Here is a 14,830-nt window from a genome sequence, read left to right as displayed (position 1 = left end):
AAGTTTCCCCGCTTTACTCATTATCTAAATTACTTTTTCGTTTAGTCTTATTCGCTTTATCAGGGTTATAGCGGAAGCGCTCTAAAGGACGCAAGTAGCTTGGGCGCTTGGCTGTATGACTATAGGGCAATCGCAGGAAGGTATCCCTATACTCGGTTGGACGAAACGGAAAAAGCGGAACAAGATAAGGCATGCCCAAAGATTTTAAGCGAAGCAAATGAACCAGCAAGAAACAAAAGCCAAACGTGATGCCGACTAAACCAAACGCAGTAGCAAACAAAATAAACGGAAAACGTAATAACCGGATGGTGTTAGACATTTTAAAAATAGGCGTTGTAAAAGAAGCCAAGGCTGTTAACGAAACAATAATAAGTAAAATATTGCTTGTTAACGCAGCTTCTACTGTTGCTTGCCCAATAACAATCCCGCCTACGATTCCCAGCGTTTGCCCTACTTTTGTTGGAAGTCTGGCTCCGGCTTCTCGAAGCAGTTCAATGGTAACCTCTAAAAAAAGGACTTCGATAACAGGTGGAAAAGGAACGTTTGTCCTTGAAAAGATAATAGGCCCAAGCAGATCTTTTGGAAGCATCTCATAATGATACGTAACAATGGCTACATAAAGAGGCGTAGCAAAAATAGAGAAAAAGACGCCTAAAATACGAATAACTCGGAAAAATGACCCTAGAACCCACGGTAAATAGTAGTCTTCAGGTGAAACAAAGAAGTCAAGCAACGTTGACGGCCCCGTAACTGCGTATGGTGAACCGCTTGAAAAGAAGGCAGCTTGCCCGTTTAACAGGCTAAACAAGACTCGATCGATGCGCTCTGTTGTTAAAAAAAGCGGAAACGCCGTAGAAGAATTATCGGAAATCAATTGATCAAGCATTGTACTATCAAAAATGACGTCGAAATCGATATCTTCAAGGCGCTGCGTCATAGTCTCTACGTGCTGAGGGTTTGTTATGCCTTCTAAATAAACAAGAACAACGCGCGTTTTTGATTTATTTCCTACGGTGAGTTCTTTAAAAATAAGGTTTTCGGAAATGACCGTTTTTCTCATTAAGTAAAGGTTGACATCTAAATCCTCCACAAAACCAATTTTAGGACCGACAACGCTGAACTCATTTTCCGTTTCATTCTCTTTTCGAAATCCTGTATCAAAGCTTTGAACTTTAATAAGGGCTACTAGCTTATCATCTTTATGCAGTTGAAACATTACATAGCCGCGAAGCATCTTTTCTAAGATTTCTTTTGTATCTCTTGTAACTGAAATATCTTCAATAGGCAGAACGTTTTCGACTTCATGTACACTGCTTAACGTGAAGTCTAGTTTTTGAAAAGGCTCGAGTATTTTATCTTCAACGCTTTGCATGTTTACGAGCTGCTTAAAATAAGTAATGATGTATTTTCGATGCTGCGAGCCAATGGCTAATGTCATGAAATCACTTGATTTTTTAAATTGGTTAATCAGCTCATCCAGTGATTTTTTAGGCTGATCGTCTGCATTTTTTCTTTTAAATAAATGTTTAAACATAACCGTTCCCCTCGCATGACTTTCTATTACTGGTAGTTTGTTCATGTACTTCCTTTTTATTCGACTATTTTTTCTCAAGAAAAAAGGAAGAATATAAAGACAAACTTTACACTCTTTTACAGTGGTTAAACAGTGGATTTACGTTTGAATGATAACTTTAGAAATGTCAAAGACAATTAAATAAAGGAGCGGGTACATTTATATGAGAAAAAAATTAGCAGGTATTACACTGGCAGGAGCTGTAGCATTGGCCTCATTTGGTGCAGGAAACTTCCTTATTCAAACGGAAGCAAAAGTGGAGCGTAAGTCAGCTAAGAAACCTCAAAATGTCATTATGATGGTAATGGACGGGACGAGTTCAAATGCTACTACACTCGCAAGATGGTACAAGGGAAAACCGTTACATATGGATCAGCTGATGGCAGGAGGCGTACGTGCGTATTCAGCAGAATCTGCTATTACAGATTCTGCTCCGGCAGCTACTGCTTTAGCAACAGGAAATAAATCAAATTCAGGTTATGTAGGTGTGCTGCCATCAGTAGTAAATACGCCTGGAGTTAAACCTGTAGAAAAAGAAGATCAATTTCGTCCCGTAGCAAACGTTCTAGAAGGAGCAAAGCTTTCAGGGCGCGCGACAGGAATTGTGGCTACTTCTGAAATCCAGCACGCCACACCAGCTGGTTTTTCAGCCCACAACTATAGCCGTGATGATTTTCAAACGCTAGCGGAGCAGCAAGTGTATCAAAATATTGATGTAGTACTTGGAGGAGGTAAGCAATCTCTTCTACCAGGAAAAGAAGAAAAAAGCCGAAAAGACGGTGAAAACTTAGTCAATGTATTGAACAAAAAAGGATATGACTTTGTAGAAAACAAAAAGGAATTAGAGCAGTCACGCGCCAAAAAAATCTGGGGGAGCTTCGCTGACCGAGACTTAGCGTATGATATGGACCGACCGCAGACAAAAGCAGAACAGCCAAAGCTGTCCGAGATGACAAATAAAGCAATAACAACACTATCCAAAGATAAAGACGGTTTTTTCTTATTTGTTGAAGGAAGCAAAACGGATTGGGCAGCTCATGCAAATGATCCAGTAGGCATGATTAGCGATGTATTAGCGTTTGATGAAGCAGTAGGCAAAGCAGTAGAGTTCGCTAAAAAAGATGGAAATACGATGGTTATTGCGATTGCTGATCACGGAAACAGCGGTCTTTCAATCGGTAATGCAAATACAACAAAAGGATACGATACCACACCTGTTTCTGCTTATATTGATCCATTAAAAAAAGCAAAAATGACGTTAGAAGGTGCTACGTCTAAATTAAAAGAAGATTTATCAAATAAAGAAGAAGTAGCTGCTTTGTATGGTTTATCAAATCTAACTTCAGAGGAAAAAGCACAGCTGACCAAAGCAGGAGATAAAAAAGAAATCAGTACTACACTATCGAAGTTACTAGCCAACCGAGCAAACCTTGGATTCACAACGGGGGGGCATACAGGTGAGGATGTATTTCTGTATTCATACGGCGTAAATCGACCAACGGGGCACTTTGATAACACGGATATTGCCAAATATATGGCTAAATCAATGAATATTAACTTAAACGAGTTAACAAATGAATTATTTATTGAAGCAAATAAAGCTTTTAAAGGCTCAAATGTAGCGGTTGACTCAAAAGACACAAACAACCCTGTGCTGGTTGTTACAAACGATAAGCGAACGGTGCGTTTCCCAGTAAATAAAAATATTGCTATTGTAAATGGAAAAGAAATTCAAATGGACAGCGTGGTGGTACAGGATAAAAAGAATCGCTTCTTTGTATCGAAACAAGCACAGCAAATTGTGAAAAATGAAAAATAAGAAATGAATGCAAAACAGGCCGGGTTATAACTTTGGGCCTGTTTTTTTACAAATAATAGATGGTTAATTAGGTTATGTAGCCTTTATAGAGGAATGAATTGATTTATTTTACAAATAAATAGCTTTCAACTCTTAAAGGAACGGAAAGTCTTCATGGATAAATATATGTGATTTATACTATGAAATGGTATAATAATCATAGTTTTAAAAGGAACTAGTTCGGAATACATATGTAAGTTCATACCTTTGTATGCTAGAATTTTTATAATAAAATGAATAAAAAGCACACAAATTCTTTTGGAAGAAATCATAAAGCCATGACTATTAAGGATAATATGTAAGTAATTACCTTGAATGAAAAGTAAAAAAATATGGGTGAAAAAGCATAGAGCATGTTTTAATAGTAAGAGAAAACAAAATGATTGAAAAGAGCGTGTCGCCTTTATCGAAAATGTTAAATAAAGATTTTGTCAGGCCGATTTACAGATTATAAAAAGGGTATTAAATCATTGTTAGGAAAATAAATGATAATAGATAAACGGTTTTTATGTCTTCTTCTAGAAAACCTACAATTATTGCAATATTCCCCATGAACAATCGTTGTGTGTTCATTAACGATTAGCGTCCGTGTAAATCATTCATCTCAACATATCAACATAAAAACACTATAACTATGTGTAGACATGTATAAAACAGAATGGGCAATAGTTCGTACTATACTTTAACATTGTATCCTAGGGGGAGTCAGGATGAACAAAATTAACTTAATTATTGCCGATGATAACGAAGATTCGGTAGAAATTTTAGATTATTTTATAGAACAGCTTCCGGAATTTGAAGTGATTAGCATCTGCAAAGACGGAGAACAGCTTGTACAGGAAGTGATGGCTAAGAGTCCAGACCTTTTGCTCGTAGACATTAATATGCCTACGATTAACGGTGTAGATGCCATAAAAAAGTGCCTGCGCATTAAGCCGAATTTAAACTTCATTTTTATCACCGGTTATGATGAATTTGCGGTGAAGGCATTTGAGTTGTCGGCACTGGATTACATTGTAAAACCGATTGAAAAAACCAGGCTTTATATGGCGTTAGAGCGGGCAAAAAACTCCATTGGAATTGATAAAAATCAGTCAAAAAAGCCAGGTGAGCAATTAAAAAGACTGCCTGTAAAATTTAATGGTTCGACTTATTATATTCCAATTGATCAAATTATTTTTATCGAGAAATCCGGGAAAAAATGCTTAATTTATACTCAATCACGTGTCTATGAGACATATGAAAATATTAGTGATATCTATATGTATTTAAACCCTTCTGTATTTAGTCAAACACACCGGTCTTATATCGTAAATTTACAGAAAGTTTCGCACATCACACCAAAAAACGAAACATATCTTGTTTATTTCTTAGAAATTGATGAATATGCTCATATCTCAAAATTAAAAATCCAAGACGTTCAAAAACAGCTGCATCAATTAATGACGAATTAAGAGATGCTGCTGCTTCTAAAATAGTTATATTGATGAAAGGACGAAGCTTATGTAAGTTTCGTCTATTTCATGTGTCTGCTTTCGAAATAAATGATAGTAATATAGTTCTTATGAGAAAAGTTAGATAGAAGAAGTAACGTTGAATTGAAAGGAAAGAAAATGATTTCAATTACTGGTCACTATAATGAATTTACCGTATTTCTTGCTGTCATTGTGGGAATTCTTGCCTCTTATACAGCACTTGATATTATGAGCAAAATGATGAAAAAACAGCGGAACAATTATTTGTGGCTTACACTGTCAGCAACTTCAATGGGGCTTGGAGTGGGGGCGATGCATTACATTGCTATGCTTGCTTATTATGTTCCTGTTAGCTTTCATTTTGATGGTGTACTCTCTGTCCTTGCTTTACTAATAGCGATTAGTGGATCATTAGCTGCGTTTTGGACATTCTGGAAATGGCGCACATCGGTATGGTCAGGACTTATTTTAGGAAGTAGTATTCTCGGTACACATTATATTGCAATGGCAGCAATTGAAACAGAAGCGCACATTCACTATGCCGTGCTATCTGTTTTGCTTTCCGTCATCATCGCCCTGGTCGTTGCATTTTATGCTATGCACTTGTTTTTTCGTTCGAAAAGCGTGAAAGCTAATCCGTTTCTTAAACTTGTTAGCTCTATTTTGCTGGGCATTGGAATTTCAGTTATGCATTTCGTCAGTATGTATGGAATGAAGCTGCATATCGCACATTCAGTTGCTAGAAAATGGGGCCAGTGGCTGCCGTATCAAGCGCCATTTTCCAATATTATTGCAAGTATCACGATTACGCTACTCATTGTCTTCTTGCTCGTTGCTGCTTTTAAGCGCCAGGAAGAAGTGAGGGAAAGTCAATTAAAAGAAGAGTATTATCAATCTCTTTTTAACTACAATCCTAATATTGTGTGTGCGGTTGATTTGTACGGCAATATTCAAACGATTAATCCAAAAGGAATAGAACTAACAGGATACACGTTGAATCAAATGGAGAAAATTCCGTTTCCATATATGTTTAGAGAAGCTGGAAAAGCCGAAGAATATATGTGGAAATCCTTGAGCGGAGAATCTGTTTATTATGAAGCAACGCTAATTCGCAAAGATAATCAGCCTGTATATGTTGAAGTAACGCAAATGCCTATTATTGTTCATGGTCAACTTAAAGGCAGTTACGTCATCGCCAAAGATGTTACAGACCGAAAAAAGGCGCAACAGCAGCTTCTGGATTTACAAAAAGATTTAAAACGCACGCTTTCACAGCAAGATGGTGCTATTTTTAAATTTGTGAAAAACGATAAAGGATATATTCATACCATGTGCGAAGGCAAAATGGTTCGTGAAATGGGATATGAGGAAATAGATGTTGTCGGTAAAACACTTGAAGAATTTTTGCCTGAATCCTACGCAAAAGAAAATAAGAGGTACTATGATAAAGCATGGGCGGGAGAGAAAGTGTCGTATGAAGTACTTTTGAACGATTTTGCTTACTATACGAAGTTAATACCTCATATTTACAAAGGAGAAGTAAAAGAAGTTATTGGTTCTATAATAGATATTACAGATCTTCACGAAGCAAGAGAAAAGCTGGCTAAAAGTGAAAGCATGTATCGCTCCGTTCTTTCTACAATGTCAGAAGGCGTGGTGTTTCATGACCTTGAAGGTAACTTAATTGCTGCCAACGCATACGCTGCTAAGATTCTAAACGTGCCTTATGACCAAATGTTATCGGTTAACCCGTTTGGTTTAGACTGGGAAATTATTCATCCTGACGGCACACCTTTTGCACTCGAAGACATTCCATCTGTTCGATGTCTTCATACAAAAGAGCCTGTGCGAAATACAGTCATGGGCATTTATTTAAATGAGAAAAAGTTGACTTGGCTTTCGGTGAATGCTGAACCTCTGCAAGAAAGCAAATATTATAAAGGCGTAGTTGTCACATTTTATGATATTACAAAGCAGCAGGAACAAGAACAAGACCTGCTTCATTCCAATCAGCAAATGATTATAGCCAAAGAAGAAGCCGAAAAAGCAAATCAGGCTAAGTCAGAATTTTTATCAAAAGTAAGCCATGAACTTCGAACGCCTTTAAACAGTATTTTAGGCTATGCACAAATATTGGAAGAACAAGGGGAAAAAGATTTAACAGAAAAACAATTGAATCGTATACGAAAAATTTTAAAAGCAGGTAATCATCTTCTTTATTTAATAAATGAAACGCTGGATTTATCGAAAATTGAATCAGGTCACTTAGCTATTAACCTTGAACCAGTGTCGGTAAAAGAAGCAATTGAAGACGCGCTTAAAATTATGAAACCATTAGCAAAAGATAAGCATAGTATATTTTATACTCGTTTTCACGCATACCAAGAAGTCTTTGTTGAAGTAGATGAACTTCGGTTTCAGCAGATCTTATTAAATCTGCTTACAAACGCCATTAAATATTCGCCTGCTTATCGCGATATCATTATCTATACCAAAATCAATCAGCATCACGTAACCATATTGATTGAAGATAGGGGCTTTGGAATTCCAGCTTCAGAATTAAATCGGATTTTTGAGCCTTTCTACCGTGTGAATAGACTAGAAAAAGACGGAACAGGGATTGGACTGGCGCTTGTAAAGCAGCTTGTTACCTTAATGAATGGAACGTGCGGAGTGCAAAGTGAAGAAGGAAAAGGCAGTACATTTTGGGTTCGTTTTCCCTTAGTACATCCACCTGTTCCTAAACGCTTATCTAATGAAAGGGAAGCCGAGTCATTTTTAGGTTTTTCTATGCCGATCTCCATTGTGTATATTGAGGATAACGATACAAATATTGAGCTTATGCAATCGATTCTTTCTCCATATAAAAATGTTAAGCTCTTAGTTGCCAAAACAGGAGAAAACGGCATCGGGCTAATTAGGTCCATTTCACCGGATATAATCTTAATTGATATTGATCTGCCTGATATGAATGGTTTTGAGGTATGTACACAGCTTCAGCTGGAAAAAGAATTGAAGCACATTCCTCGAATTGCCCTGAGTGCAAGCGCGATGCAAAGCGATATCGATCAAGCTTTTTTAGTCGGCTTTAGTGAATACGTAACAAAGCCTATTCATATTTCAACGTTTTTGAACGTATTAAAACGCTTAACAAAAGCTTAACAAAAGTTTAGAGGGCTTTTAATTGACTTATTAGTGAACCTTTTATAAAATAAGAGCAACTTAATACATTTACTTCTTACGGAGTAAAGGGGAGTAGCGTCAGGGAAACCTGAAACAAAGTCGTCATTACATGGAATATTCCATCGGCTTTGTTGGCATAATGATTATGCTTAGCAAGACCTTTGCCATATTTGGCAAAGGTCTTTTTGTGTTTTATTCCGGTAATGAGGATAAATAAACTTATACAAAGAAACGAGAGGGGATTTTTATGGATGCATCGATTTTGTTAGAATATGGATGGGTGTTGCTAGTGCTGGTCGCATTAGAAGGAATTTTGGCCGCGGATAATGCTCTTGTGATGGCCATTATGGTCAAACATTTACCGGAAGAAAAACGCAAGAAGGCATTGTTTTATGGATTAGCCGGTGCCTTTATTTTTAGATTCGGTTCATTGTTTTTGATTTCATTTTTGGTAGATGTATGGCAGCTTCAAGCCATAGGAGCCATTTACTTATTGTTCATTTCCATTAATCATATTGTGAAGCGATATGTGAAAAAAAGCGATTATGAAAAAATAAAAGAAGCGGAAGGAAAAAAGGGCTCAGGTTTCTGGATGACGGTTTTAAAAGTAGAAGTAGCGGACATTGCTTTTGCGGTTGATTCAATTTTGGCTGCTGTGGCTCTTGCTGTTACGTTGCCAACAACAAATCTTCCTAAAATTGGCGGACTCGATGGCGGACAATTCTTAGTGATCTTTGTCGGAGGAATTATGGGATTAATCATTATGCGCTTTGCTGCAACTTGGTTCGTTAAGCTATTAAATACACGCCCGGGGCTAGAAACGGCGGCTTTTGCTATCGTAGGCTGGGTAGGGGTTAAGCTAGCAGTTTACACTCTTGCTCATCCGGAGTTAGGTATTATTGATGCACACTTCCCTGAATCAAAAGTATGGAAAATTGCGTTTTGGGTTGTGTTACTTGGCATAGCAGCTTTAGGCTGGTTTCTATCTAAAAATAAAGAACAAACTGTTCTTGAAGGTTCAGAGAAAGAAAAAGACGCCTTAAAGAAAATTGAAAATCAGTAATACAAAAAAACGCGCTTTTAATGCGCGTTTTTTTGTATATTAAGATAAAATACCTAGTTTAAATCGTTTTGAAAAAGGGTAAAAGAACTAACTGATGTTTAATTGCTGTATATCCGAATGTTTTGCTTTTTCGTTCATATTCTGTAAAGAACAGAGACAGCGTTGGATAATTCAGTTCAATGAAATTTATTTCAGTTCATGAACATATATTTCAAATGTATGTTAATTGGTAAAATTGAGCTATTATGGGTTATAATAAATAGAAATTAAAAGGAGTAGAGCGCTTCTTTACCCTGTTCGTCATCAAAAGAATGGATAGTAGCATGGTATAAAGCAACTGAGTATAGTAAAAGAGGTGAAGCCAATGCTCACAAAAGTTCAAACGCCTCCATCGCTTGAAACGCTTGTACTGACGATTCAGCAAGGGGATAAACAATTACATAATGAAATGATTCAACAATATAAACCGTTTATTGCTAAAGTTGTTTCAGCTGTATGTAAACGTTATATAAGTGAAGCTGACGATGAATTTAGCATTGGTCTGATTGCGTTTAATGAAGCCATTGAAAATTACACAATCCAAAAAGGACGATCTCTTCTTACATTTGCGGAACTGATTATTAAAAGAAGAGTTATCGACTATATTCGAAAAGAGAAGCGAAACCAAACGCTGCTCTATAACCGAATTGAAAATGAAGGTTTCATTCAAGGTAAGGTAGAAAGAGATATATCGCTTTCTAACTATAAGAGGCAAAGTGAAACTTCATATATTCAAGAGGAAATGACTTATTTTTGTCAGACGCTAAAATTGTTTAAATTAACTCTTGAAGACATTATTAACACGTCTCCTAAACATAAGGATGCAAGGGGAAATGCAGTGGAAGTTGCATCTTTTATCGTCAACGAAAAAGAATTAAAAGATAAGCTGTTTTTAAAGCGGCAGCTTCCTATTCGCTTGATTGAAAAACATGTCAAGGTGAGCCGGAAAACAATTGAAAGAAACCGTAAATATATCATCGCGATGGTTATTATATTAGCCGGGGACTATGTATATTTAAAAGACTATATTATGTAAGAAAAAGGCACACGCAGGTGCCTTTTTTTTAGCCATGTTATGAAGTTATGTTTTATTTTTGTGTGCTGCCGCTTAAGTGAGCTTGAGCTTGTTGCACCAAGCGTTTTGTGATTTCTCCGCCTACTGAACCGTTGCTGCGTGCAGCAGTGTCAGAACCTAGAGTTACCCCAAATTCTTGAGCGATTTCGTATTTATATTGATCTAAAAATTGTTCTACTCCTGGTGTTAATAGTTTATTTGTTCTAGCCATGATTAGTCATCTCCTTTTTTAGTTGTACAGCAGTTCACTGCTGTACCTGTATTATTTGTTGTTTACTGTTTTGCATACTGGTAATGGTTTGCAAGAAAGTATAAAAAAGCCCAGCTTTCAAAGAAGCTGGGCTTTTTTATATATTATTTTACAACCGCATATTGCTCAAGAGACTGAGCAAATGATTTTTGAAGAGATTTAACTTGCTCTACGTATGCATCAGATACGTGTTGGAACTCTTGGCGCGTTTTCTTTTGCTCTTCTACTAATTGTGTTACTACTTGATGATATTGTTCTTGAGCTTGCTTTACTAAAGAATAGCTTGATTTGCTTTGGTTAAGAGAAAGCTCTTGTAATTTATTTAATGCTTCATGCGTGCGGTTTGTCCATTCTTCATAAGAATCGGCAACAGCGTTTCCAGCTGTTTTACGTAAGTTTTCAACTGTTTTTTGTTGAAGATCTTCTAATTCAGCTTTCCACTGTTTGTCTGTTGCTTGAAGTTGTTCAACTGCTTTTGTTACAAATTCTTGCTGTTGCTCAAGTGCTTTTAACGTCCATTGCTCAATTTGTTTGTTTCCGTCTGCAATGTTTTGTAACCCCTTTGTCCATTGTTCCCACATTGCATCAATTACTGTATCATACTTTACTGTTGACATAATCAAATTCCTCCTTGAATAATTTGGTCTGGCGAACAGTTATTGTAATGAACAAAACGTTAAAGAAGAAATTCGTAGTTGTGTAATAAACCTAACATTCCGCGCTCGCTGGTTGACCGTGAAATTTATTTAACATTATATTAGGAAACGCAGATGTACTGCGTGAATCCCTTTAATCGTTTTCTTCCTCTTTTGATTCTTTTGACTTTTTAGAAGAAGAAGAGCTAAAAGGGAACAACATGTCGGTATACATGTGAAAAAATGAATCTAACATGTTTTGATACTGTTCAAGTGAATTAGCCCACATGCTTAAATATTGTTCACCGGCATCTGTTAATGAATAAATCCGGCGTGCAGGTCCTTCAGCTGACGTATCCCATTGCGATGTAATCAAGTTGTCTTTTTCAAGCTGTCTCAGCGTGCGGTAGACATTTCCTTGATCAACTGATGTGAATCCAAAGCTCATTAGTTGCTGAATGAGCTTGTAACCATGTAGATTCCAACCTCTTAAACTTAAAAGAAGAAAAGGAACCATCAAGTTTTTTGGTGCACCGCTAATCGATTTTTCTAAGTTGTTTGAATTAGAGGTGTTATCTTTTTCACTTGATCCCAAGGTAATCACCCCTTCGAAAAAAGAGAATTTGTTTTCTATATGTGTAATTTACACCTAGATGAAAAAATTGTCAACACTTTAAAAGAGGTCTTTCAAATACAGGAAAAAAGAACGATTTTTTGAATTTCGACAAAAAGCGTCAAAAAAATTCAAAAATAAACAAAGATTTAGAATTGTTTATTTTGGAAAACGAATTTATAATAGTACATGTAGGTAATTTTTATAACATTTATAATTTGTTGGTAAGTGAATTGTGAAAAGATTTACATTATCCAATAAATAAACGCAAAATTGGTTGCGTTTACTTAGAGCTTCTAATATGTCGCTTGTCACATTAAGTGTCCATATTGAAAGCCATCACTTTTAACGTACACAAGAAAGGAGATGGAGTTTTGGAACAGCAAAAAGTATTTGATCCGTTTCAAGCATGGAAAGACGTATATGACAAAACCGAATCTTACTGGGGTAAAGTTATTGGGGACAATATGAATCGTGAAGAATTTTCCCAGCTCATGGGAAATGTGCTAAATATGAACCTTCAATATCAACAAGCAGTAAATGAAGTAACGGGGCGCTATCTGCACCAAGTAAATGTACCCACAAAAGAAGATGTAGCAAACGTTGCGTCATTAGTCATCAATGTGGAAGAAAAAGTAGAATTATTAGAAGAGCAATTTGACGATCGTTTTGATGAATTAGAAGCACAGCAAGAAAGTGCATCCGCTTTGAAAAAAGATGTCACTAAGCTGAAATCTGATGTCAAATCGTTAGACAAAAAACTCGACAAAGTTTTATCTCTTCTTGAAGGGCAGCAAAAAACACAAGACGAGTTAAAAGAAACTATTCAACAACAAATTAAAACTCAAGGTGAGCAGCTTCAGGCTCAGCTGTTAGAAAAACAAGAAAAATTAGCTGAAAAGCCAAAGGCAGAAGCTAAATCTGAAGCAAAACCATCAAACGCTCAAAAAACTGAGCAACCGGCTCGCAAGTAAGGTATATGGGCTTTTATAACAACATTAACTGCTGTATTTACAGTAAAAATCATCGCTGAAGAAGCAAGGGGGAAATTTTTCATGACAACATTACAAGGTAAAGTAGCAATCGTAACAGGCGGATCTAAAGGTATCGGGGCAGCAATTACACGTGAGCTTGCTTCTAATGGAGTAAAAGTAGCAGTAAACTATAACAGCAGTAAAGAATCTGCAGAAGCAATTGTAAAAGAAATTAAAGACAACGGCGGAGAAGCTATTGCGGTTCAAGCTGATGTGTCTTATGTAGATCAAGCAAAACACCTAATCGAAGAAACAAAAGCTGCGTTTGGTCAATTAGACATTCTAGTAAACAATGCTGGAATTACGCGCGACCGTTCATTCAAGAAGTTAGGTGAAGAAGATTGGAAAAAAGTAATTGATGTAAACTTACATAGCGTATACAACACAACATCAGCTGCGCTAACGCACCTTTTAGAATCTGAAGGCGGTCGTGTTATCAATATTTCATCAATTATTGGTCAAGCGGGCGGATTTGGTCAAACAAACTACTCAGCTGCTAAAGCAGGTATGCTAGGATTCACTAAATCATTAGCTCTTGAACTAGCTAAGTCAGGCGTAACGGTTAATGCAATTTGCCCAGGATTTATTGAGACGGAAATGGTAATGGCAATGCCGGAAGAAGTTCGTGCAAAAGTTGTAGCAAAAATCCCAACTCGTCGCTTAGGCCACGCTGAAGAAATTGCACGCGGAGTTGTTTACTTAGCAAAAGACGGCGCGTACATTACAGGACAACAGTTAAACATTAACGGCGGCTTATACATGTAATAGATGCTGGCCCTGACTTTTGTCGGGGCTGTGCTTGTTAACTAACTACTAATGAAATGAAAGGGTGTGTATATTCGTGGCAATTCCTTACGTGCAAGAGTGGGAAAAACTAATCAAATCAATGCCAAGTGAATATAAAAGTTCTGCAAGACGTTTTAAGCGTGCATATGAAATTATGACAACAGAAGCGGAACCGGAAGTTGGATTAACACCAAAAGAGGTTATTTGGAAAAAGAATAAAGCGAAATTATATCGCTATACGCCAGTAAAAGATAACCTGCATAAAACACCAATTTTACTCGTATATGCACTGATTAATAAACCGTATATTTTAGATTTAACACCTGGAAACAGCCTTGTTGAATACTTATTAAACCGCGGTTTTGACGTGTATTTACTTGACTGGGGAACTCCTGGACTTGAAGACAGCAATATGAAGCTAGATGATTATATTGTGGATTATATTCCAAAAGCGGCGAAAAAGGTGCTGCGCACTTCTAAATCTCCTGATTTGTCTGTTCTTGGTTACTGCATGGGCGGAACTATGACATCTATTTTTGCTGCATTAAATGAAGACTTGCCGATTAAAAACTTAATTTTTATGACAAGTCCATTTGATTTTTCGGATACAGGTTTATACGGAGCATTCCTAGACGATCGCTACTTTAATTTAGATAAAGCAGTAGATACATTCGGAAACATCCCTCCAGAGATGATTGACTTTGGAAACAAGATGTTAAAGCCAATCACGAATTTCTACGGTCCATATGTAACGCTAGTGGATCGTTCAGAAAATCAGCGTTTTGTTGAAAGCTGGAAGCTCATGCAAAAGTGGGTTGCTGATGGAATCCCATTTGCTGGCGAAGCTTATCGTCAGTGGATTCGCGACTTCTATCAACAAAATAAATTAATTAATGGTGAACTTGAAGTTCGCGGACGCAAGGTAGACTTAAAAAATATTAAAGCTAATATTTTAAACATTGCTGCTAGCCGTGATCATATTGCGATGCCGCATCAAGTGGCAGCTTTAATGGACGCTGTTTCAAGTGAAGATAAAGAATATAAATTACTGCAAACAGGTCACGTATCTGTTGTATTTGGTCCAAAAGCAGTGAAGGAAACATATCCTTCAATCGGCGATTGGCTAGAAAAGCGCTCTAAATAAAATAAAAACGAGGCTGGGACAAAAGTATTTTAGCCAAAGTGAAAAACGAACCACTAATATTAGTGGTTCGTTTTTTTGTGTAAACAGGCAATATTGAGTGAA

At 36.8% G+C, this 14,830-nt stretch carries 12 protein-coding genes and 1 riboswitch; of the genes, 8 read left to right on the top strand and 4 right to left on the bottom strand.

The window, feature by feature from the left end:
* Positions 1 to 13: 13 nt before the first annotated feature.
* Positions 14 to 1,534 (bottom strand): spore germination protein, encoded by a 1,521-nt coding sequence (locus SB717_RS03065; protein WP_410903171.1) that lies wholly within the window; start codon positions 1,532 to 1,534, stop codon positions 14 to 16.
* Between the two features lie 202 nt (positions 1,535 to 1,736).
* Between SB717_RS03065 and SB717_RS03060 the strand changes: the two genes are divergently transcribed.
* From SB717_RS03060 to sigI, 5 genes are all read left to right on the top strand, one after another.
* On the top strand, positions 1,737 to 3,392 hold the full coding sequence (locus SB717_RS03060) for an alkaline phosphatase (RefSeq protein ID WP_410903170.1): 1,656 nt from the start codon (positions 1,737 to 1,739) through the stop codon (positions 3,390 to 3,392).
* Between the two features lie 749 nt (positions 3,393 to 4,141).
* Positions 4,142 to 4,885, top strand: coding sequence for a LytR/AlgR family response regulator transcription factor (locus SB717_RS03055; protein ID WP_048020313.1), 744 nt, complete (start codon positions 4,142 to 4,144; stop codon positions 4,883 to 4,885).
* Positions 4,886 to 5,044: 159 nt separating this feature from the next.
* Positions 5,045 to 8,068, top strand: coding sequence for a PAS domain S-box protein (locus SB717_RS03050; RefSeq protein WP_410903169.1), 3,024 nt, complete (start codon positions 5,045 to 5,047; stop codon positions 8,066 to 8,068).
* Positions 8,069 to 8,144: 76 nt separating this feature from the next.
* Positions 8,145 to 8,240: riboswitch (yybP-ykoY riboswitch) on the top strand.
* 96 nt (positions 8,241 to 8,336) lie between these two features.
* Positions 8,337 to 9,152 (top strand): TerC family protein, encoded by an 816-nt coding sequence (locus tag SB717_RS03045; protein WP_410903168.1) that lies wholly within the window; start codon positions 8,337 to 8,339, stop codon positions 9,150 to 9,152.
* A gap of 364 nt (positions 9,153 to 9,516) precedes the next feature.
* On the top strand, positions 9,517 to 10,227 hold the full coding sequence (gene sigI, locus SB717_RS03040) for an RNA polymerase sigma factor SigI (RefSeq protein ID WP_074678555.1): 711 nt from the start codon (positions 9,517 to 9,519) through the stop codon (positions 10,225 to 10,227).
* Positions 10,228 to 10,279: 52 nt separating this feature from the next.
* Here sigI and SB717_RS03035 read toward each other — a convergent pair whose 3' ends face one another.
* The 3 genes from SB717_RS03035 to phaQ all read right to left on the bottom strand — a co-directional run bounded on the left by SB717_RS03035 (position 10,280) and on the right by phaQ (position 11,746).
* Positions 10,280 to 10,477, bottom strand: a complete 198-nt coding sequence (locus SB717_RS03035) for an alpha/beta-type small acid-soluble spore protein (protein WP_013055933.1) — start codon at positions 10,475 to 10,477, stop codon at positions 10,280 to 10,282.
* Between the two features lie 143 nt (positions 10,478 to 10,620).
* Entirely contained in the window at positions 10,621 to 11,133 is a 513-nt protein-coding gene (phaP, locus tag SB717_RS03030) for a polyhydroxyalkanoic acid inclusion protein PhaP (RefSeq protein WP_014461097.1), read from the bottom strand.
* A 172-nt stretch (positions 11,134 to 11,305) separates the two neighbouring features.
* Complete coding sequence (phaQ, locus tag SB717_RS03025; RefSeq protein WP_013055935.1) at positions 11,306 to 11,746, bottom strand: poly-beta-hydroxybutyrate-responsive repressor; 441 nt, start codon at positions 11,744 to 11,746, stop codon at positions 11,306 to 11,308.
* 392 nt (positions 11,747 to 12,138) lie between these two features.
* Between phaQ and phaR the strand changes: the two genes are divergently transcribed.
* The 3 genes from phaR (at position 12,139) to SB717_RS03010 (ending at position 14,728) form a co-directional block, all read left to right on the top strand.
* Positions 12,139 to 12,738 carry a polyhydroxyalkanoic acid synthase subunit PhaR gene (gene phaR, locus SB717_RS03020; protein WP_028407873.1) on the top strand — a complete coding sequence of 200 codons (600 nt, stop codon included), beginning with the start codon at positions 12,139 to 12,141 and terminating at the stop codon, positions 12,736 to 12,738.
* Between the two features lie 81 nt (positions 12,739 to 12,819).
* Positions 12,820 to 13,563, top strand: a complete 744-nt coding sequence (gene phbB, locus SB717_RS03015) for an acetoacetyl-CoA reductase (RefSeq protein WP_014461095.1) — start codon at positions 12,820 to 12,822, stop codon at positions 13,561 to 13,563.
* Positions 13,564 to 13,639: 76 nt separating this feature from the next.
* The gene (locus SB717_RS03010) at positions 13,640 to 14,728 is read left to right on the top strand and encodes a class III poly(R)-hydroxyalkanoic acid synthase subunit PhaC (RefSeq protein ID WP_013055939.1); all 1,089 of its coding nucleotides are present in this window, start codon (positions 13,640 to 13,642) and stop codon (positions 14,726 to 14,728) included.
* Positions 14,729 to 14,830 lie beyond the last annotated feature (102 nt).

The organism is Priestia sp. SIMBA_032 (genome assembly GCF_046535215.1).
GTDB lineage: Bacteria > Bacillota > Bacilli > Bacillales > Bacillaceae_H > Priestia > Priestia aryabhattai.
Note: the sequence above shows the minus strand (reverse complement) of the source record. Positions and strands in the feature narration are given on the sequence as shown.

What these genes read in the sequence shown, in the direction of transcription:
- SB717_RS03065 (WP_410903171.1), bottom strand. Translation starts at nt 1,534, where the DNA reads ATGTTTAAACATTTATTTAAAAGAAAAAATGCAGACGATCAGCCTAAA.
- SB717_RS03060 (WP_410903170.1), top strand. Translation starts at nt 1,737, where the DNA reads ATGAGAAAAAAATTAGCAGGTATTACACTGGCAGGAGCTGTAGCATTG.
- SB717_RS03055 (WP_048020313.1), top strand. Translation starts at nt 4,142, where the DNA reads ATGAACAAAATTAACTTAATTATTGCCGATGATAACGAAGATTCGGTA.
- SB717_RS03050 (WP_410903169.1), top strand. Translation starts at nt 5,045, where the DNA reads ATGATTTCAATTACTGGTCACTATAATGAATTTACCGTATTTCTTGCT.
- SB717_RS03045 (WP_410903168.1), top strand. Translation starts at nt 8,337, where the DNA reads ATGGATGCATCGATTTTGTTAGAATATGGATGGGTGTTGCTAGTGCTG.
- sigI (WP_074678555.1), top strand. Translation starts at nt 9,517, where the DNA reads ATGCTCACAAAAGTTCAAACGCCTCCATCGCTTGAAACGCTTGTACTG.
- SB717_RS03035 (WP_013055933.1), bottom strand. Translation starts at nt 10,477, where the DNA reads ATGGCTAGAACAAATAAACTATTAACACCAGGAGTAGAACAATTTTTA.
- phaP (WP_014461097.1), bottom strand. Translation starts at nt 11,133, where the DNA reads ATGTCAACAGTAAAGTATGATACAGTAATTGATGCAATGTGGGAACAA.
- phbB (WP_014461095.1), top strand. Translation starts at nt 12,820, where the DNA reads ATGACAACATTACAAGGTAAAGTAGCAATCGTAACAGGCGGATCTAAA.